The organism is Arthrobacter sp. 8AJ, from assembly GCF_902506025.1.
Classification (GTDB): Bacteria; Actinomycetota; Actinomycetes; order Actinomycetales; family Micrococcaceae; genus Arthrobacter.
The window spans coordinates 3,065,305-3,083,251 of sequence record NZ_LR733289.1; the positions used below are offsets into that span (position 1 = coordinate 3,065,305).

Consider the following 17,947-nt stretch of genomic DNA (forward strand, 5'->3'; position numbering starts at 1 on the left):
GGCGGCCCGCCCGACCTCCCCCTCCCCAAACAACAATGAGGTTGCTTTATGTCTGTCCCAATCAAGGCCACTATGGAAAAGGTTCCTGGCGGCATGATGCTGATTCCCCTGCTCATAGGCGCCGTTCTGGGCACCTTCGCCCCGGATTCCGCCAAGTTCTTCGGCTCCTTCACAGGAGCGCTCTTCACCGGCGGCACCACCATCCTCGCGGTGTTCTACGTCTGCATGGGCGCAAGCATCGACATCAAGGCCACCCCGTACATCCTGAAAAAGGGCGGCGTGCTGTTCGGCAGCAAGGTCCTGTTCGCCATCATCATCGGCGTCATCGCCGGCAGGTTCATGGGCGAACTTCCCATCGACGGCGGACTGCTCTCAGGCCTCTCGGTCCTGGCCATCCTGGCCGCCCTCAACGACACCAACGGCGGCATGTACATGGCGCTCATGGGCCAGTACGGCAAGCCCAAGGATGTGGCGGCCTACTCCGTGATGACCCTTGAATCCGGGCCCTTCCTGACCATGGTGACCCTCGGCGTCGCCGGTCTCTCAGCTTTCCCGTGGCAGGCCCTGGTGGGCGCCGTCATCCCGCTGCTCCTCGGTGCGATCCTGGGCGCCCTGGACCCGGCCATGCGCAAGTTCCTCTCCGCCGCGGCACCGGTGCTGATTCCGTTCTTCGCCCTGGCCCTCGGCTTCGGCCTGAACCTGGGCCAGGTGCTCAACGCCGGACTGCTGGGCGTCGGCCTGGGCCTGTTCGTGCTCATCGCCGGCGGCGCCGTGCTCTTCTTCGCTGACAAGCTGACCGGCGGCTCGGGCATCGCCGGCCTCGCGGCAGCAACCACTGCCGGCAACGCCGCCACCGTTCCCATGCTGGTGGCCGCCGCCAACCCGGCCTACTCTGCCGCAGCCGGCCCCGCCACCGTGCTGGTGGCAGCCTCCGTGGTGGTCACCGCCATCGGCTGCCCCCTCATGGTCGCTTGGTACGCTAAGCGCCTGAAGGCCAAGCAGACCGTGGAAACCCGCGAGGTGTCCCCAGCAATATGAACGCCACCGCAGCCAAGCGCTGGGCAATCATCGCCGACGACCTGACGGGAGCGGCAGATGCCGCCGCAGCCTACGGACCCACCCACAGCAGTTGCGTGATCCTTGACCTGGCCTCCACGTGGCCGGAGGCGGACATCCTGTCGGTCAACACCGAGAGCCGCTACCTTGCGGCGGAGGAGGCTGCCTCCGCCGTGGCTGCCGCGGTGGCACAGGCCCTTGGGCAGGACCGGCAGGTCTTCAAGAAGATTGACTCGCTGCTCCGCGGCAACCTCGGCCCGGAGATTGCCGCAGCGCTGGCCAGCGTCCGTAACGGCCGCGGCAGGGGCCTGGCACTGGTGGCCCCTGCCTTTCCGGCCACGGGAAGGACCACCGTAGGTGGCATCGTCCACATCAACGGTGCGCAGAACGCGCAGGGAAGGTTCGACGGCGACGTCGCGGCAGCAGTTGCCGCCGGAGGTCTTTCCGCTGAACTGGTGGGCCGGGACACCGCACGCACCCCGGAGGACCTGGCGGCGCACCTGCAGGACATTCGGGACCGCGGGACTGACGCCGTCGTACTTGACGCGGTCTCTGACGATGACCTTCAGCAGATCGCCGCCGCGGCAGCCCTGCTGGACTTCCCCGCCCTCTTGGTGGGTTCCGGCGGGCTGGCCGGGCACATTGCCGCACGGGAAGAAGGACGCGATGTTCTCCGCGACCCCGCCCGGCACGTACAGCGGACCCTGACCGTGATCGGCAGCTATTCCGGCCTCGCCCGGCAGCAGACTGAGGCCCTTATCGCCGCAGGAGCCGAGCACATAACCCTGGACCACGGGGCACTTGAGGACCCGGCAGTTGCCCGGAAGGTAGCGGCCGCAATGCTGCGAAGCGACGTCGTGCTGACGCCGGATCCCATGGGGGCCGTGGACAAGTCACAGGCGCTGGTCGTGGCCGAAGCGCTGGCCCGCGCCACTGCCGCCGGCATCGGGAACTGCGAGGCGCTGGTCCTGACGGGCGGCGAAACGGCGACGGCGGTCCTCAAGGCACTCGGCGTCGCCAGCTTCACCGTCCTGGGCGAGGTTGAGCCCGGCGTCGTGATGAGCCTGCTGCCCGCGCCCCTCCCCCTCTTGGTCACCAAGGCCGGCGCCTTCGGCGATGCCGGCACACTGGCCAGGACCACACAGTTTTTCTCTAGCACAACGACTGAAATGAGTACCAAGTAATGGGACGCCCGATCGTAGCCATCACCATGGGGGACGCCGCCGGCATTGGCCCGGAAATCATCGTCGAGGCCCTGGCGGACAGCGAACTCCGGTCCAAGGCGCGGATGCTGGTCATCGGCGATCTTCGCCGGCTGCAGCTCGCCGCGGACATCGTCGCCAGCCCGCTGGCCCTGCGGAAGGTGGCCGAGCCGTCGGAGGCGCTGTTCCAGGAAGGCACCATCGACGTCCTCGACATCGACTGCATCCCGGAGGACCTCGCCTGGGGCGAGCTGTCCGCCGCCGCTGGCCACGGTTCGTACCTGTTCATCGAGAAGGCGGTGCAGCTCGCGATGGACCGTAAGGTGGACGCCATCTGCACAGGCCCCCTTAACAAGGCGGCCCTGCACGCAGCCGGGCACAAGTTCCCCGGCCATACTGAACTCCTCGCCGAACTGACCGGCACCGAGGAAGTCTCCATGATGCTGACGGCGCCGAAGATGCGCGTCATCCACGTGACCACCCACATCGGGCTCATCGATGCCATCGCCAAGATCAACGGGGACCTGGTCTACCGGACCATCAAGCGCGGGTATGAACTGCTGCGCACCTCCGGCATCGAGAACCCGCGGATCGCTGTGTGCGCCATCAACCCGCATGCCGGTGAGAACGGGCTGTTCGGCTACGGCGAGGAGGCGGAGAAGATCCAGCCGGGCATCGAGAAAGCGCAGGCGGAAGGCATTAACGCCTTCGGTCCCCTCCCGGCGGACACCCTGTTCTTCCTGGCTGGCCGCGGCGACTTCGACCTGGTGGTGGCCCAGTACCACGACCAGGGCCACGGCCCCGTGAAGGTCCTGGGTCTGGAGAACGGCGTCAACATCACCGTGGGGCTCCCCGTGGTGCGGACGTCCGTTGACCACGGCACGGCCTTTGACATCGCCGGCAAGAACATCGCGGACCACGAGTCGCTGCTCGAGGCCCTGCGGCAAGCTGTTGACCTGGCACCGGCACGGGACGAAGCCCTCTAGCTCCTGCACGAACAGGACGGCCGGTCAGCGTGCAAGCGTTGGCCGGCCGTTGCCGTCCCTGCCGAGCACTAGCATGGGTAGCACTGCCACCGCCATGCCCACGGGAAGGAGACCGGGAATGCTCAGCGCAAACGCGCGGCGCGAGGAGATCTACCACCTTGCCGTGACCACCGGCCTGGCCTCCGTGGAGGAACTCTCGGCCAAGTTCGAGGTGACGGCCTCTACCATCCGGCGGGACCTGGCGCTGCTGAACTCGCAGGGCCGGCTGGCGCGGACGTACGGCGGGGCGATGGCCATGGGCGCACACCCGGAGGCGTCGCTGCGGCAGCGCACCGGGGAGGCGTTCGAGCAGAAGCACGCCATCGCCCGCTGGGCTGCGTCCGTAATCCAGCCGGGTGAGAACATCCTGCTCGACGCCGGCTCCACCGCGGGTGCCCTGGCGCACGAGCTGCGCGGGTTCGGCCCGTTGTCCGTGACGACGCCGGGCATCAACACTTTGCAGGAGCTGGCCGATTCGGAGGGCATCGAGGTGGACTGCCTGGGCGGCCGGCTCCGGGGTGTGTCCCAGAGTTTTGTAGGCCCGCTGGCCGAGGCGGCGCTGGAGCGGATGAGCTTTGACCGCGTGTTCCTGGGCGCCGACGCCGTCACCGCCGAGGACGGCATCTGCGAGGCCGACCACGCCCAGACCCGGCTCAAGGAGCTCATGGCGCGGCGCGGACATTCCGTTTATGTTCTGGCGGACTCCTCCAAGTTGGGCCTGCGGCCGTTCCACGCTTGGGCGCGTCTGGCGTTGCCGTGGACTTTGGTGACGGACGACGGCGCCGACCCCGGGCAGGTGCAGAAGTTCCAGGACGCTGGGGTTCAGGTTGAGGTGGCAGCGGTTACGCCCTAGTTTTCGGAGAGTGCACTACGAGTTTGGCGAAAATACGCGGGTAGCCCCTAACTATCAAATGTGAGTATCAATTACTCGTGATGCCTTTGATACCCCTACATAAACTCCAAGTCCTTGCAGTCAGGGACTTGTCCCGTTTGGGGAACTATTCAAAAGCTACAACGGAGTACTTCAATGAAGAACTGGCTCACTCGCATCGCCATGCCCGTTACCGTCGCAGCAACAGCCGCACTCGCCGGAATAGCCGGCCCTGCTGCTGCCGCACCGCCCACACCAAATCCCACAGACCCCTTCCTGCTAGAGGATGTCTTCGGAAACGACTGTCCCGGCTTTGACGTGACAGCCCAACTGACCGGTAAATCAAAGGAGATATCCCAAGGGAACGGCGGGGTCATAGCGATCTCGCCGGGTATGACCATTACGTTGACCGCTAACGGAAAGACCTTGAAGTACCTGATCACCGGTACCACCCACACACAGACCCTGTCCGACGGCAGCAAAGAGGTCGTCTCGGTCGGGAAGAACCTCCTCATTGTTCCCGCCGTAAAGGGGCAGCACGTGGAAGGGCTTTTCTACACGACTGGAAACGTCAATTACGCCCTCACTCCAGCTGGAGGGGAAGGACGGCTCTTCTCTGGCCCAGGCCAAGTGGTCGACGTCTGTGCCTTACTGGCACCTTAGAGTTCGTCTTTAGGGCAAGCCGCTTTCGGTCAAAGGAAGCGGCTTGCCCCTTTTAATGTGATCTTCCAGCAGACTCCATTGCCGGCTGCCGCGACCGGCGGATTCAGCGAACTTTTTGGCATGGGTAGGCAGCACGCTGTGGTTCTTTTGCACTAGGGAAAACCGCAAGTGCCCACACAAATGCCCTATTCCCATTCTCGCCGTTGCATGCCATAGGTACTTTGAATTGAACAGATAAGCGATAAGACAGCGGGCTTCGACTTACCCGGTTACTCGCATCGGGACCTTGGCAGCAAGGTACGCTTCGGGGCCGAATATCGTCCGGCCGAGCCGTCTAGTGCAAGCTACCGGGGGCACCCGCAGGCTAAGGAGACACGATGAGCCGTTTTAACACGCCCACAACGACAACCAGGGATTTCACTGGCATGAAAGTTGGTGCCGCAGTTCTCGTGATGGTCTCCTGCTTCGGCATAGGTGCAATCTCCACCTCCGCCAGGACGGTTGAGGTCGAGCGTGTAGTTGAAGTGCCAGTTGAAAAAATCGTCACCAAGATGGAGCGTGTTGAGGTTACGCCGGCCTCTTGTTTGCTTTACGTGTCCCAGTCGGAAGAAGCTCTCAGTTACATAGGAGAAGCTTTGGGGTATGCCCGCAACGTGGTGCGGGCTACCAGCCTGCGCGACGCAGCTTTGATGGATGCGGCAAATCTGGGTTTGGACGACGTAAATCTGAAATTGGAGTCGCTCACCCCGCGGATACTTGACTCCAAGGCCCGGTGCAGGGACCAGTGAGCGCTTGTGTACGGCCTGGTTTCCGAGGCAATCCACGGGTTCGACGAGCGGGTCTCGGTCGAATCCATCCGCCGGATTACCAAGAGCATCGCCCTCTTCATTGCCGGCTGGTGCGGCATTGACGAGCAGCCGGGCTAGCCTCGGGAGCCTTGAACCACGACGGCGACAGCATCCGCCTCCACAAGCTCCGCCGTCTTGGCCAAGATGCCACGGTTTCCGGCCATCACACAGTGGGTACGCTGCTTTTACAGCGAACGAAACCCTAACCGAAACGGAGACACGCATGCACGCCGTACTTGAATACACCTACGCGGACGACTACCTCGAAAGCCGCGGGCAGTACCGCGCAGACCACCTCCGGGCGGGCTGGGAAGCAGTCGAACGCGGCGACCTCCTGCTCGGCGGCGCAATCGGCGAAGGCCCCTTCAAAGGGCTGCTGATCTTCACCGGCGAGAACCCGCTCGAGGCCGCAAAAGCCTTCGCAGCCGCAGACCCCTACGTCATCAACGGCGTGGTGACGTCCTGGAGTGCCAGCCCGTGGACCACGGTGTTGGGCAACGAGGCCGCCACACCGGTTCACCCGTAGCCACCGCAATCCAGCGCGGCACCGACGCTACTCGGCGATGTCCTCCGCCCACAGTTCCTGCTTCTCAGTCTGGAACGCAACCATCATGTCCACGCAACGCTGATCATCCAGGACCACCACCTCGACCCCGCGTGACCGCAAAAGCTCCAGTTCGCCGTCGAACGTCCTTGCCTCCCCCACCACCACGCGGGGGATCTTGAACTGGATGATGGTTCCGGCGCACATGGCACACGGGGCCAGGGTGGTGTACAGCGTGGTGTCCCGGTAGCTCTTTTGCCGGCCGGCGCTGCGGAGTGCGGACATTTCACCGTGCGCGATCGGATCCGCGTTCTGGACCCGTTCGTTGTGTCCGCTCGCAATCACCACGCCGCCCCGCGCGATCGAAGCCCCGATGGGGATGCCGCCTTCGGCCAGACTCTTTTGGGCGGCCTGATAGGCGGCTTCGAAGGCGGAGAGGTCGGCGCCGTCCAGTTCCGGCGCAAAGAATCTAGGCTGCTCGTGAGTCATGGCGTCATTGTTGCACGGGCTGATTCTGCGCGGGGGCGCCGTCGTCCTCATAGTGGGTGGCGCGGGCAAGGTCGCGGCCGGCGATGTAACCAAACGTCAGGGCAGGGCCAAGGTTGATCCCGCCGGCCGGGTAGTGCCCGCCCATGACCGAGGCCTGGTCGTTGCCGGCGACATAGAGGCCCTCGATGGGGTGCCCGTCGGTATCCAGGACGCGCGCCCGGGCGTCGGCCGCCAGCCCCGCAAAGGTTCCGAAGGATCCCGGGACGATTTTCACCGCGTAGAACGGCCCCTTCACCAGGGGGCGCAGCGAGGGGTTCGGGGTGTTCCCGGGGTCACCGCCGTACTTGTTGAACTCGGTGGCGCCGCGGTTGAAGTCCGGGTCGACCCCCCGGCGTGCGTTGTCGTTGAAGTCCGCAACGGTCCTGGCCAAGGCCAGCGGGTCGATGCCACAGGCCACGGCAAGTTCCTCGATGGTCTTGCCCCTTTTCAGGTATCCGCTGCGCAAGTACGGGAACAGCGGCACCGGCAGCGGTTTGGCCATACCCAGCGGGTACTTGCGCACGAATGCGGCGTCGGCGATCTGCCATGCTTCTGCGGGTTCGCCCTCGGGGGTGGCAGCCAGCAGGCCTTCCACGTAGTCGTAGTAGCCGTTGGCCTCGTTGACGAACCGCTTGCCGTCCCGCCGCACCCCGATGCTGCCCGGCTTGGCCCGGTCCATGATGTGCGGGAAGGTGCCTGTGCGTCCCTTCCGGTACGGGACCAGCGACACCGGGCACCACGCGGCCGGGGACGCCACCCCGGTCTCGAAGCGGGCACCCACCTCCTGGGCCATGGTGATGCCGTCCCCCGTGGTTTCCTTGGGCGCCAGGGTCCAGTGCTCCCGGCCGGTCGGGGTTTTGGGGAAAAGGGCTTGGCGGCGGGCGACGTCGTTGGGAAAGCCCCCCGCGGCCAGGACGACGCCGCGGGAGGCATTGATCCGGAGTTCGCCGTGGGGGGAGCTTACGACGGCGCCCGTCACCTTCCCGGTCTCATCGGTGAGCAGGTGCCGGGCCGGGGTGGAGACGCGGATGTCCACGCCCAGGTCGTCCGCCGATTTGAGCAGCCGGCCGGTAAGCGCGGTGCCGTTGACCAGCTGCATGTTGCGCCGGTAGGCAAGGAGATCCAGAAGGTGGAATCCCACCCGCCAGCCGGAGTGGAAGATCCCCCGGATGTCCCCCTGCGAGGCGGAGAGGAACTTGGACAGGTCCGGTCCCGCCATGATGCCCATGCCCAGGAATGAGGTTTCGTAGAGCTGGTGGCGCATCCTGGCCCGGAGCGCGGGCTTGATCCGGCGTGCATTGATCGGTTTTGGACCCACGGAGCGGTGCCCGGTTCCGGCGCCCGGGGTGTCCCCGTAAATGTCCTTGATCTTGGCTCCGGGCACGAACTGCAGGCTGGTCTTGTTGTGGAAGAAACCCACCATGTGGGGAACGGCCTCAAGGAACGCGTCAACCCGGTCTTCCTCGTAGTGCCGGCCGAGGCGGTGGCGGAGATAGGTCCGGAAAAGTTCACGGTCTTCGTTGACGCCGGCGGCTTTGGCCAGCGGGTTTCCGGGCGTCCAGGCCCAGCCGCCGGACCAGGAGGTGGCACCGCCGCAGACGGCGGCTTTCTCGACGACGACGACTTTCAGTCCGTGGTAGGCGGCGGTCACGGCGGCGGACAGGCCGCCCGCGCCGGAACCAATCACCAGGACGTCGCAGTCCAGGTCCGGGAGCCGGGAAGGAGTTTGTGAAGGGGACATCATGCCAAAGCTTTCTTAGTGGAAGTAGGTGTCGGAGTCGAGGCGCGGCGGCGCACCGGTTTCGAGGGCGTCAATGGCGGCGAGCTGCGGTGGCGTCAGGGTGAAATTGAAGACGTCCAGGTTTTGGCGCTGGCGTTCCCGGTGTGCCGACTTGGGGATGGCGATCCGGCCGTGCTGGACATGCCACCGCAGGACGATCTGGGCCGGTGTTTTCCCAAGCTCCCTGGCCGGGCCGCTGATGGCATGGTGGCTGAGGAAGCTGCCGTTGCGGCCCAGCGGGCTGTAGGCAGCGGTCAGGATCCCGTGCCCGGCGTGCCAGCCAAGCTGTGCCGGTTGGCCGTGTTCGGGGTCCACCTGTACCTGGTTCAGGGGTACCCGCAGCCCCGCGGCCTGCACGCGCTGCAGGTGGGGCGGCTTGAAATTGGAGACACCCCATGCGCGGATGCACCCGTCATCCATCAGCTGTTGGAGTCCCTCGCAGGCTTCCACGAACCGTCCCTGGGCGGGGTTGGGCCAGTGGACCAGGAACAGGTCGAGGTAGTCCGTGCCGAGCCGCCGGGTTGCTTCCGCGAAGGCTTCCCGGACGCCGGTCCGGCTGTGCCAGCGGGTGTTGAACTTTGTGGTGAGGAAGAGCTGGCTCCGGTCAATTCCGCTGCGGCGAATTCCTTCACCCACGGCTTCCTCGTTGCCGTAGTTCTCGGCGGTGTCGATGTGCCGGTAGCCGTTGGCGATGGCCTGCGAAACGGCGGCGGACGCATCCTCACCCATCAGCGGCCAGGTCCCCAGGCCGATGAGCGGGATCTGCACGCCCGGCACCAGATCGGTGGTGGTTCCGCCTGCGGTGGTGGTGCTCATTGCACACCCGCCTTCGTGGGCGTCCCTGATTCGCGCAGCGCGTCGGCCTTCGCCAGCACCGTGTCCACGCCGGCCTTGAGCCGCCGCGCCCACCCGAGCTCACCCAGTTCAGCGACGCGCAGGTCCGACGGCGCCTCCGCACTGACCGGAAGGCCGTCCGGCAGGGCGGCCACCACCTCCGCCAGCCCGAATTCCCCCTCGCCGGGAACCTCCCGTTCCGACCGGGATTCGGTGATGAGCGCGTCCCGGCTGGCCGGCCGTGCCACCGGGCCGTCACACAGTTGAAGCAACGGCACAAGGGCTGCGTGGGCGCGCAGCGCATCCCACTGGCCGGCGGCGCCTGCACCCACGAAGCGGTTGAAGTGCAGCGTGTCCACCACGATGTTGCAGCCTGCCCGGCCGGCCAGATCCGCTGCCTGGGCAATGGACGCAACCGGCTGGTACGAGATGGCTTCCAGGGTGGGGGTGATGCCAAAATCGCGGCCGTCCTCGGTCATGGACGACAGCGTGGTGAGCAGCCTCCCGGCGTCGGGATCCCCTCCTGCAACAGTGATGGAGCTGGCGCCCAGTGCCTGGCCGGCTTCCATCATCCGCAGCCAGGCGTCGCGCTGGTCGCTGCCGTCCAGCAGCAGGAATTCGATGTCCCGGACGGTGACGCCGGTGTCCTGCATGCGCGCCAGGGTCTCCCTCAGCATCGGCGAGCCCGGCTGCAGGTCATAGGGCCGCTCCGTGGGCGTTACCGGACGGACCCGCACGCCAATGAAGTCGAATCCCGCCTGGGCGGCAATGCCAACGAGGTCCGCCGGGGCGGTGTTGAGCAGGGAAAGTTGGGCCAGCCCGACGGGCCGGGGCGGGGTGTGCGTCATCGGCGTGCTCCGTTCAAGCTGTAGTCCGTGCTGTCCATTGAGTCCGTGCCGTCCAATGAGCCGGGGGCCAGGCGGGCGGCGATCCTTTGCGCCGCGTCGTAGCCGCTCTTGACCGCATTGGAGGCGATCGCCGGCGTCTGGTCCACCACTGTTCCGGCCAGGGTCACGGGCACTCCGGCCATAAGGCTCAGTTCCGCATCGCGGGCCTCGGCTGCGACGGAGCCGTCAAGCGGAACCACGGAGCGCGAGACCAGCAGCGGTCCCGGCGCGTCCAGCCATTCCCCCTCGGGCGGGCAGCCCGGGCCGGACACCCGGACCCGCGTTCCGTCGTACTCCTCGATGACGGTGTCCAGCCGGATCCGGACCCGGGGGTTGGCCTGGAGCCGCGGAACGGCCAGGATCTTGGCCCTGCGGCCGGATTCCGGGGCGATCGCGTCCTGCGGGCCCACCAGCAGGACAGCGGTCCCCCGGTCCGCGAGCGTGTCGGCGACGCTCATGGCGACGGAGTCCGCTCCCCAGATGGTGACGGCGTCAGGCACGGCAGCGTCCGGGGCCCCCGCCAGGCCATCCGGGTGCGCAGCGAGCCAGTCCCGGATATCCAGGACGTCCCCAGAGCCTGCGCCCGGGAAGCCGGCGCCCGGCCGGAGACCACCGGTGGCAAGCACGACGGCGTCTGCCGCAGTCCCGCGGACCAAGGCGTCCAGGCGGGTGGTATCCACGTGCGATCCCAGCTTAAGGTCGATGCCCAGCCGGGCGTTTTCTGCGGCCGACCATTCGGTGAAGCGGTGGAAGTCGGGGGTCGATTTCATCCGCTCCGCGAAGGCGAACTGGCCGCCCGGCCGCCCGCCGTCGTCGAACACTGTCACCTTCGCCCCGGCTTCGGCGAGTTCCCGGGCGGCGGTGAGGCCGGCGGGGCCGGCGCCCACAACCGTCACGCGGGCGCCCTCGCGGACGGCCGGCGTCGGGACCGGGACGCGGGAGCGGCCCACCGCGGGGTTGACGGTGCAGGTCACCTGGCCGATTCCCAGGTTGTCGATGCAGACGTTGCAGGCGATGCAGGGGCGGTAGCGGTCGCCGCGGAGGACACCGCCCACAAAGGCCGGGTCGGCGTGGATGGCACGGGCGAGGCTGACGAAATCGCAGGTCCCCGCGGCGAGGACTTCTTCGATGATGCCCGGCGAGTTGAGCCGGCCGGCCATCCCCAGGGGGATGCCGAACTGGCGGTAGGCCCGGGCGTAGCCGGCGAGGATGCCGGGCTTCCACTCCCCCGACTGGACGATCCATTCACCCGCTTCGTAACTGCCGCCCGAGATGTCCAGGAAGTCCAGCTTGTCCAGGTGGGCCTTGGCGATGATGGCCACCTGCCCTTCGGCGGAAATACCGTTGGCGGGGCCCTCCAGTACGGAGACCCGCATGCCCACGATGGTGTCCGGAACTGCGGCCCGGACCGCGTCGATGACCCTGTTCATGAAGTACTCGGGCGCGCCGAACCGGTCCGTGCGGAGGTTGGAGATGGGTGACATGAACTGGTGGATCAGGTAGCCGTGGGCGCCGTGGAGGTTGATGACGTCGAAGCCGGCCTGTACCGCGCGGCGGGCAGCCTGGGCGTAGGCTTCGACGAGCCCTTCGCACTCGTCGCTGGAGAGCTCGCGGGGAACTTCGCCGCCTGCCACCTCGCACGGTACGGGCGACGGCGCCACGTTCTTGAACCCGGACACGGCGGCCTGCGCGGTGCGGCCGCCATGGTTGAGTTCGACGGCGGCCAGCGCACCTTCCCGGTGCAGCGCGTCCGTGAGTTTCCGCAGGCCCGGGATCATGGCGTCAGTGTGCAGGCCCAGCTGGTGGGTGCGGCCCTTGCCGTCGGCACGGACATAGGTGGCTTCCGTGGTGACCATGCCCAGCCCGGCTTTGGCCCGGGTCACGAGGTAGTCGATGTACTGCTCGGTGATGCGCCCGTCGGTGGTGCCGTAGTTGCGTTCCATCGGAGCGGAGGCAAGCCGGTTGCGGAGGGTCTTGGGGGTGCGGCCGTTGCGGCCCAGTGTCAGGGGGCGGGCGGCGTAGCGCGTGTTCTGTTCCATTGTTCTTCCTTAGCCCCCAACCTGTGCGGGGGATTGTGCGCTTTCGGGCAGCGGTGTGAAGCGGACCGGGCTGCCTGTCCGGGATGATTCGTAGACCGCCAGCAGAATCCGCAGCGCCTTGGTGGCATCGCGGCCGGTGATGGCCGGCTCGCCGCCTTCAAGCAGGGCCCGGACAAAGTCGCGGACCTGGGTGGTGTGGTGCGGAATGAGCTGGCCGTTGATCGTGGCCAGGGGGACGTTTGGCTCCATTCCTTCCGGGTGGGCGGGCTCCGTGCTGACCTTCCCGGATACCGCCCACAGGTCCACGCGGCCGTCGCTGCCTTCGGGGAATTCGGTCAGCGACGCGGACGCTCCGGTCTCCCCCGTGATCCGGATCTGGACGCCCAAACTCGGGGACACCGCCGTCGACGCTTCAAGCGTGGCCATGGCGCCGGAGGTGAAGGTGATGACTGCTGTCGCCGAGTCCTCCACCTCGATGTGCCCGCCGTGTTTGTAGGTGTTGATCCTGCCGTACACCTCGGCAACATCGCCCATGAACCACTGCAGCAGGTCGATGTAGTGGATGGCCTGGGTCATCAGGACCCCGCCGCCGTCGTTCGCCCAGGTCCCGCGCCAGGCGTCCCGGGAGTAGTACTCCGGGTCGCGGTGCAGCATCACCGAGCACTGGCCCAGGATGGGCCGGCCCAGGGTCCCGTCGTCGATTGCGGCGCGGATGCGCTGGGCTGCCGGCCAGAACCGCCGCTGGAAGAGGACGCCCAGCTTCACCCCCGCCACGTCGCACGCCTGCACCATGCGCTCCGCGGATGCCAGCTCGACGGCGATCGGCTTCTCGCAGAGTACGTGCACTCCCGCTGCGGCCGCCTGCAGCACCACCTCTTCATGGGTGGGGTGGGGCGTGCAGACGGAGACGATATCCAGATCCAGTGCCAGCAGCGCATCCACGGTGCCCGCGGCGTGGGGAATCCCCCACTCCCGTGCCGTTGCCTCTGCACGGTGGGGGTCGATGTCGCAGACGCCAACGACCTCGAGGCCGTCGAGGGAACGGAATGCGGTCAGGTGGTTGTGGGAGATCGCTCCGCATCCGGCGATTCCAACGCGCAGCGGGCGGGAGGTGGCGGGTGAGGGGCTGGTCATCGGCGAATGCCATCTTTCTGGTCGGAGTGGGAGGCGGGTGTTGCCTGGCGGAAGGTGGCCAGCATGTGGTCCGGGTCCGCGGGGATGCCGGTGAAGAGTTCGAATGCCGCGGCGGCCTGCCCCACCACCATCCGTCCGCCGTCCAGGACCGCGCAGCCCTTCTCCCGGGCGGCCATGACCAGCGCGGTCTCGAGCGGACGGTAGATGACGTCCGCCACCCAGAGCCCGGGGTGCAGCAGGTGGGGATCCACCGGGATTCCGGGATGGCCGGTCATGCCGATGGGCGTGGTGTTGACCAGGCCGTCCGCGGTGCGGATGGTTCCGGCGATGGCATCGGTGCGGGCCGCCGCCACGTCGCTGTTGGGAAAGTGGGGGGCCAGCCGGGCGGCGAGGCGTTCGGCCCGGTCAGCATCGATGTCCGCGATCACCAAGTGGCCCGCACCGGCGTTGAGGAGGGCGTAGGCCACGGCCGCCCCGGCACCCCCGGCGCCGACCTGCACGACGGAGTTGATGGGCGCCGAGGGGAGCCCGGCGCGAAAGCCGCCGATGAAGCCGGTGTGGTCGGTGTTGTGGCCCACTGCCCTGCCGCCGTGAAAGGTGATGGTGTTCACGGCGCCGAGGATGCGGGCATCGGGCGAGAGCTCGTCCAGGCCATCCTGCACCAGCTGCTTGCTCGGGTGGGTGACGTTGAGCCCGTCGTATCCGAGCTCCGCTGCGCTCCTGACCAGCTCCGCGGACCGTCCGGCCTGCCCGCCCAGGGCGTCCAGGTCGATGATGCGGTAGCTGTAGGCCACGCCAAGCCTGTCCGCTTCCGCTTCATGGAGGCCGGGGGTGAGTGAGCCGGCGATGCCGGCGCCGAGCAGCCCCACGACGAACCGGTGGTGGACATCGGGTTTGCGCGGCTGGAGCGGCTGCGGACCCGCCAGGGTTTGCAGCATCACGCCTGCACCTTGTCTGCTGCCAGGGCCGACGGCGCGTGGTGCCGGGAGCCGGCCGCTTTCAGTCCCAGCAACGGCGTGGGAGTCCTGGCCGTCTCAGGTGCCGTCAGCGCCGCGATCGCGGAGACGGCGCAGGCTGCTGCGGCGAAGATGGCGACCGGAACCCAGTTGGCCTTGTCGCCGCCGATCAGCAGTTCGGAAATCACCGGGGCGAACCCTGCCAGGAGGAGGCCGAACATCAGGCTCACGGCCATTCCGGAGTAGCGGACCTTCACCGGGAACTGCTCCGGGAAGTAGGCGGGGTAGATGGCGTTGGTTGCGGTGTAGGCAAGGCCGATCAGGGCGATGCCGGTGAGGAAGATCAGGGGTACGTTCGCGGCCGTCAGCGCCGCGAAGAACACAAAGATCATGGCCATCTGCAGCACCAGTCCGGACAGGAAGACGGGCTTGCGGCCGATGCGGTCGGAGAGGATGCCTGCCAGCGGGCCCATGCCCACGGCGGCTAGGTTGGCCACGGCGATCACGGTCAGCATCAGGCCCTTTTCCATCCCGACGACGGAGGTGGCGTAGCTGAGGGCGAAGACGTTGATGATGGTGTTGATGATGGTGAACAGCGACATTGCGGTGACGCGAAGGACAGTTACCCAGTGGTGCCGGAAGAGCGTAACCAGCGGTACCTTGACCACTTCATCGTGGGCCTTGACTTCCTTGAACACCTCGGGTTCTTCGAGGAGCCTGCGGAGCACGAAGGCGATGACGGTGACCACGGCGCTGGCCAGGAACGGGATCCGCCAGCCCCAGGCCAGGAGCTGCTCCTCGGGCATAGAGGCCACGGGGATGAAGACAAGGGTGGAGAGCACGATGCCGAACATGATCCCGCTCATGGTCCAACTGGTGTAGAAGGCCCGTTTCCCGTCGGGGGCGTGCTCGAGGGTCAGGGAGCTCGAGCCCGGCGATTCGCCGCCGGCGGAGAGCCCCTGGAGGAGCCGCAGCGCCACGATGAGGACCGGCGCCGTCATGCCGATCTGGTTGTAGGTGGGCAGGCAGCCGATGAGGAAGGTGGAGGTTCCCATCAGCAGGAGCGTGAGCAGGAGGACCTTCTTGCGGCCGAACTTGTCGCCCAGGTGTCCGCAGATGACGGCGCCCAGCGGGCGGGCGACGTACGCCACACCGACCGTGGCGAAGGACAGCAGCATGGCGGACGGGCCGGGTGCGAAGAAGAGCTTCCCGAAGATCAGGGCTGCGGCCGAGCCGAAAATGAAGAAATCGTAGTATTCGAGCGCGCTGCCGACGAATCCGGAGACGGCTGCGATCTTGGCATTGTTCTTTGGGTGTGCTGGCACCGATGTCGACACTGACATGGTCTTCCCTTCATGGACTGGAACGGTTGTGCAGGCTGTGCGTGCGCTGCAACCGGGTGGCCGCATGGGGCGGCTTCTGCATCCAGTGTGGGTGCCATCACTTAGTTAGTCCACGACTAAATTGATCTAGCACTATGCTGTGATCGATCTATGTTCGGTCAGGCTGTGACGGGCGGGAAGACTTCCTCGACCACGTCGAGCACGGCTTTCAGCACGGCCGAGTCATTGTCGGCGGACCAGGCAATGGCGTGGTTCATGTAGTGATGCGGAGCGTCCAGCGGCACGTAGGTAGCACCGGAAGGGATGATGCTCGAGATTCCGCTGCTCATCAATGTGACTCCGACCCCCGCCGCCACGAACGTCAGCACCATGTACGGGTCCGACAACTCCTGGACGATGCGCGGCCGGAACCCCGCCGCCATGCAGGACGCCAGCAGCACTTCCGTCATGGAGGACGAGCCGTCCGTGGGCGGCGAAATGAAGTCGTCGCCCGCCAGGCTCTGCAACGGTATCGACTTCTCCCGGGCTAACGTATGGTCCAAGGGAAGCACCGCCCCGATTTCTTCCCGGGCAACAAGCCGGGCCACTACTGACGGATCCGGGGATTCGGCAACGCCGACGAAGGCCAGGTCAAGGGTTCCGTTGGCAACGCTTGCCAGGCCGTCCCTGGTGCGCACCCTGCTGGTGAGGTCCAGTTCAATGTCGGGGTGGCGCCGCCGCACTGCGCGCGTGAGCGGCGGCAGGGTCAAGTGGTTCACGGCCCCGGAGAATCCGATCAGGATCTTTCCGCGCACACCCTCCACTTCAGCCAGGGCGGCCTCGCGCGCCAGGCGCATGTCCTGGAGCACGCGGTAGGCCCGCGGAAGGAGGGCGTGGCCGGCCGGCGTGAGTGCGACGCTCCTGGTGTTCCGCTCGAATAGGCGCGTGCCCAGGTCGTTCTCGAGCTTCCGGATTGTCTGGCTCAGCGGGGACTGTGAAGTATGCAGGCGGAGTGCTGCGCGGCCGAAGTGGAGTTCCTCGGCAACCGCGACGAAGGCTTCAAGCCACCGGATTTCGGTCATTTACGCGCCCCTTGCTGGCAGCCTGCCTGTGGCTTGCCGCCCGGATCCATGGGAATGCATCAAGTGCACTGGGATTATAGTAACGGGGCAACTAGGTTGAATCAGCGCTCAATCGGGCCAGGACCTCGGCCCACCGGGAGGCACATGGAACTGCGGCAGATTGAGGCATTCCTGGCGGTCGCCGAAGAGCTTCACTTCGGCCGGGCGGCCAGCCGCCTGCGCATGGCACAGTCACCGCTGAGCCAGACCATCAAGAAGCTGGAAAAGAGCCTGGGTGCGGAGCTGTTCGAGCGCAATACCCGGGCCGTTTCGCTGACCACGGCAGGACTGTCCTTCCTGCCCCACGCCCGGAAGATCCTCGAGGAGCTGGACCTCGCCCGGCGGGCCGCAACCGCTGACACGGGGACCGTTTACGGCCGCCTGGCCATCGGGTTCTCCGGTGCACTGAACCACACCACGTTGCCGCCGCTGACCCGCGCCCTGCGGCAGCGTTATCCCGGACTGGACCTCACCCTCAGCGGCGGACTGTTGACGCAGGACGCCCTGGGCCATCTGCACAACGGCTCGATGGACCTGGCCTTCATCGGCCTGCCGGTGGACGCGCCGTCCCTTGCCACCAGGCGCATCGCGGTGGAACCGCTGGGAGGCACGGTCCCGGTGGACCACCCGCTGGCCGGGCGGTCCATAATCGCGTTGCATGAACTGGCCGCGGACGGCTTCGTCACCATGCCCGAGGCCCAAGGATCGACCCTCCGGGAGGCCATCTTTTCCGCGTGCACCGCTGCAGGGTTCCGCACGCGCGTGGCGCAGGAAGTGTCGGATCCCTACACCGCATTGTCCCTGGTGGCCGGCGGCGTGGGGGTAAGCCTCATGCCCCGGTCAGTCGCCGCGATCATGCCCGGCGGCACGGTGTTCATTCCGCTCTCGGGCAATGCGCCGCGGCTGGAATCCGGCATTGCCTGGAATCCAGCCCTCGTCTCCCCTGCCCTTAAGCTGGCGCTGCAGGTGGCGGAGGAAGTCCTCCCCACGCCCTCAGCCTAAGGCCGGGCGGGGTCCAGGCCCAAAAACTCTTCTCCCGCAGGGTCACCGACTATGCAATTCCTGCACATAGTCATTGACCGAATAAGTATTGGACTTGTCTCAATCGGGTCAGCACCATGGAATCACCCGGACCGG

Annotated in this window: 17 protein-coding genes and 1 pseudogene; 9 read left to right on the forward strand and 9 right to left on the reverse strand. The window is 66.7% G+C overall.

Going from position 1 to position 17,947, the window contains the following annotated elements; translation table 11 throughout:
- Positions 1-48 precede the first annotated feature (48 nt).
- The 8 genes and pseudogenes from BACI349Y_RS14165 to BACI349Y_RS14200 all read left to right on the forward strand — a co-directional run bounded on the left by BACI349Y_RS14165 (position 49) and on the right by BACI349Y_RS14200 (position 6,191).
- A complete protein-coding gene (locus BACI349Y_RS14165) occupies positions 49-1,038 on the forward strand; it encodes a 2-keto-3-deoxygluconate permease (protein ID WP_159632651.1) in 990 nt (329 codons plus the stop codon).
- Positions 1,035-2,240, forward strand: coding sequence for a four-carbon acid sugar kinase family protein (locus BACI349Y_RS14170; RefSeq protein ID WP_159632652.1), 1,206 nt, complete (start codon positions 1,035-1,037; stop codon positions 2,238-2,240). Before BACI349Y_RS14165 ends, BACI349Y_RS14170 begins: the two co-directional genes overlap by 4 nt.
- The gene (gene pdxA, locus BACI349Y_RS14175) at positions 2,240-3,244 is read left to right on the forward strand and encodes a 4-hydroxythreonine-4-phosphate dehydrogenase PdxA (protein WP_159632653.1); all 1,005 of its coding nucleotides are present in this window, start codon (positions 2,240-2,242) and stop codon (positions 3,242-3,244) included. The genes BACI349Y_RS14170 and pdxA overlap by 1 nt, the downstream gene beginning before the upstream one ends.
- A 118-nt stretch (positions 3,245-3,362) precedes the next feature.
- Positions 3,363-4,136, forward strand: coding sequence for a DeoR/GlpR family DNA-binding transcription regulator (locus BACI349Y_RS14180; RefSeq protein ID WP_159632654.1), 774 nt, complete (start codon positions 3,363-3,365; stop codon positions 4,134-4,136).
- A 174-nt stretch (positions 4,137-4,310) separates the two neighbouring features.
- Entirely contained in the window at positions 4,311-4,817 is a 507-nt protein-coding gene (locus tag BACI349Y_RS14185) for a hypothetical protein (RefSeq protein ID WP_159632655.1), read from the forward strand.
- 377 nt (positions 4,818-5,194) lie between these two features.
- Positions 5,195-5,605, forward strand: a complete 411-nt coding sequence (locus BACI349Y_RS14190; protein ID WP_159632656.1) for a hypothetical protein — start codon at positions 5,195-5,197, stop codon at positions 5,603-5,605.
- Positions 5,606-5,608: 3 nt separating this feature from the next.
- Positions 5,609-5,743, forward strand: a pseudogene (locus BACI349Y_RS14195) (ArgE/DapE family deacylase); the annotation flags it as partial.
- A 145-nt stretch (positions 5,744-5,888) separates the two neighbouring features.
- Positions 5,889-6,191: a YciI-like protein gene (locus BACI349Y_RS14200; protein WP_159632657.1), complete on the forward strand. Its 303-nt coding sequence runs from the start codon at positions 5,889-5,891 to the stop codon at positions 6,189-6,191.
- 27 nt (positions 6,192-6,218) lie between these two features.
- On the opposite strand, the gene BACI349Y_RS14205 is transcribed toward BACI349Y_RS14200, so the two are convergent.
- From BACI349Y_RS14205 to BACI349Y_RS14245, 9 genes are all read right to left on the reverse strand, one after another.
- Positions 6,219-6,698: a nucleoside deaminase gene (locus tag BACI349Y_RS14205; protein WP_159632658.1), complete on the reverse strand. Its 480-nt coding sequence runs from the start codon at positions 6,696-6,698 to the stop codon at positions 6,219-6,221.
- A gap of 4 nt (positions 6,699-6,702) precedes the next feature.
- Positions 6,703-8,481: an FAD-dependent oxidoreductase gene (locus BACI349Y_RS14210; protein ID WP_159632659.1), complete on the reverse strand. Its 1,779-nt coding sequence runs from the start codon at positions 8,479-8,481 to the stop codon at positions 6,703-6,705.
- A gap of 12 nt (positions 8,482-8,493) precedes the next feature.
- Positions 8,494-9,333 (reverse strand): aldo/keto reductase, encoded by an 840-nt coding sequence (locus BACI349Y_RS14215; RefSeq protein WP_159632660.1) that lies wholly within the window; start codon positions 9,331-9,333, stop codon positions 8,494-8,496.
- Positions 9,330-10,199, reverse strand: a complete 870-nt coding sequence (locus BACI349Y_RS14220) for a sugar phosphate isomerase/epimerase family protein (RefSeq protein WP_159632661.1) — start codon at positions 10,197-10,199, stop codon at positions 9,330-9,332. The genes BACI349Y_RS14215 and BACI349Y_RS14220 overlap by 4 nt, the downstream gene beginning before the upstream one ends.
- Complete coding sequence (locus tag BACI349Y_RS14225; RefSeq protein WP_159632662.1) at positions 10,196-12,277, reverse strand: FAD-dependent oxidoreductase; 2,082 nt, start codon at positions 12,275-12,277, stop codon at positions 10,196-10,198. The genes BACI349Y_RS14220 and BACI349Y_RS14225 overlap by 4 nt, the downstream gene beginning before the upstream one ends.
- Before the next feature lie 9 nt (positions 12,278-12,286).
- Entirely contained in the window at positions 12,287-13,411 is a 1,125-nt protein-coding gene (locus BACI349Y_RS14230) for a Gfo/Idh/MocA family protein (protein ID WP_159632663.1), read from the reverse strand.
- On the reverse strand, positions 13,408-14,349 hold the full coding sequence (locus tag BACI349Y_RS14235) for a shikimate dehydrogenase (RefSeq protein WP_159635708.1): 942 nt from the start codon (positions 14,347-14,349) through the stop codon (positions 13,408-13,410). The genes BACI349Y_RS14230 and BACI349Y_RS14235 overlap by 4 nt, the downstream gene beginning before the upstream one ends.
- Complete coding sequence (locus BACI349Y_RS14240; protein ID WP_159632664.1) at positions 14,349-15,710, reverse strand: MFS transporter; 1,362 nt, start codon at positions 15,708-15,710, stop codon at positions 14,349-14,351. Before BACI349Y_RS14240 ends, BACI349Y_RS14235 begins: the two co-directional genes overlap by 1 nt.
- 158 nt (positions 15,711-15,868) lie before the next feature.
- On the reverse strand, positions 15,869-16,771 hold the full coding sequence (locus tag BACI349Y_RS14245; RefSeq protein ID WP_159632665.1) for a LysR substrate-binding domain-containing protein: 903 nt from the start codon (positions 16,769-16,771) through the stop codon (positions 15,869-15,871).
- Positions 16,772-16,915: 144 nt separating this feature from the next.
- Between BACI349Y_RS14245 and BACI349Y_RS14250 the strand changes: the two genes are divergently transcribed.
- Positions 16,916-17,812 carry a LysR family transcriptional regulator gene (locus tag BACI349Y_RS14250; RefSeq protein ID WP_159632666.1) on the forward strand — a complete coding sequence of 299 codons (897 nt, stop codon included), beginning with the start codon at positions 16,916-16,918 and terminating at the stop codon, positions 17,810-17,812.
- Positions 17,813-17,947 lie beyond the last annotated feature (135 nt).

Coding starts and splice junctions, on each gene's coding strand:
- BACI349Y_RS14165 (WP_159632651.1), top strand. CDS start 49: ATGTCTGTCCCAATCAAGGCCACTATGGAAAAGGTTCCTGGCGGCATG.
- BACI349Y_RS14170 (WP_159632652.1), top strand. CDS start 1,035: ATGAACGCCACCGCAGCCAAGCGCTGGGCAATCATCGCCGACGACCTG.
- pdxA (WP_159632653.1), top strand. CDS start 2,240: ATGGGACGCCCGATCGTAGCCATCACCATGGGGGACGCCGCCGGCATT.
- BACI349Y_RS14180 (WP_159632654.1), top strand. CDS start 3,363: ATGCTCAGCGCAAACGCGCGGCGCGAGGAGATCTACCACCTTGCCGTG.
- BACI349Y_RS14185 (WP_159632655.1), top strand. CDS start 4,311: ATGAAGAACTGGCTCACTCGCATCGCCATGCCCGTTACCGTCGCAGCA.
- BACI349Y_RS14190 (WP_159632656.1), top strand. CDS start 5,195: ATGAGCCGTTTTAACACGCCCACAACGACAACCAGGGATTTCACTGGC.
- BACI349Y_RS14200 (WP_159632657.1), top strand. CDS start 5,889: ATGCACGCCGTACTTGAATACACCTACGCGGACGACTACCTCGAAAGC.
- BACI349Y_RS14205 (WP_159632658.1), bottom strand. CDS start 6,698: ATGACTCACGAGCAGCCTAGATTCTTTGCGCCGGAACTGGACGGCGCC.
- BACI349Y_RS14210 (WP_159632659.1), bottom strand. CDS start 8,481: ATGATGTCCCCTTCACAAACTCCTTCCCGGCTCCCGGACCTGGACTGC.
- BACI349Y_RS14215 (WP_159632660.1), bottom strand. CDS start 9,333: ATGAGCACCACCACCGCAGGCGGAACCACCACCGATCTGGTGCCGGGC.
- BACI349Y_RS14220 (WP_159632661.1), bottom strand. CDS start 10,199: ATGACGCACACCCCGCCCCGGCCCGTCGGGCTGGCCCAACTTTCCCTG.
- BACI349Y_RS14225 (WP_159632662.1), bottom strand. CDS start 12,277: ATGGAACAGAACACGCGCTACGCCGCCCGCCCCCTGACACTGGGCCGC.
- BACI349Y_RS14230 (WP_159632663.1), bottom strand. CDS start 13,411: ATGACCAGCCCCTCACCCGCCACCTCCCGCCCGCTGCGCGTTGGAATC.
- BACI349Y_RS14235 (WP_159635708.1), bottom strand. CDS start 14,349: ATGCTGCAAACCCTGGCGGGTCCGCAGCCGCTCCAGCCGCGCAAACCC.
- BACI349Y_RS14240 (WP_159632664.1), bottom strand. CDS start 15,710: ATGTCAGTGTCGACATCGGTGCCAGCACACCCAAAGAACAATGCCAAG.
- BACI349Y_RS14245 (WP_159632665.1), bottom strand. CDS start 16,771: ATGACCGAAATCCGGTGGCTTGAAGCCTTCGTCGCGGTTGCCGAGGAA.
- BACI349Y_RS14250 (WP_159632666.1), top strand. CDS start 16,916: ATGGAACTGCGGCAGATTGAGGCATTCCTGGCGGTCGCCGAAGAGCTT.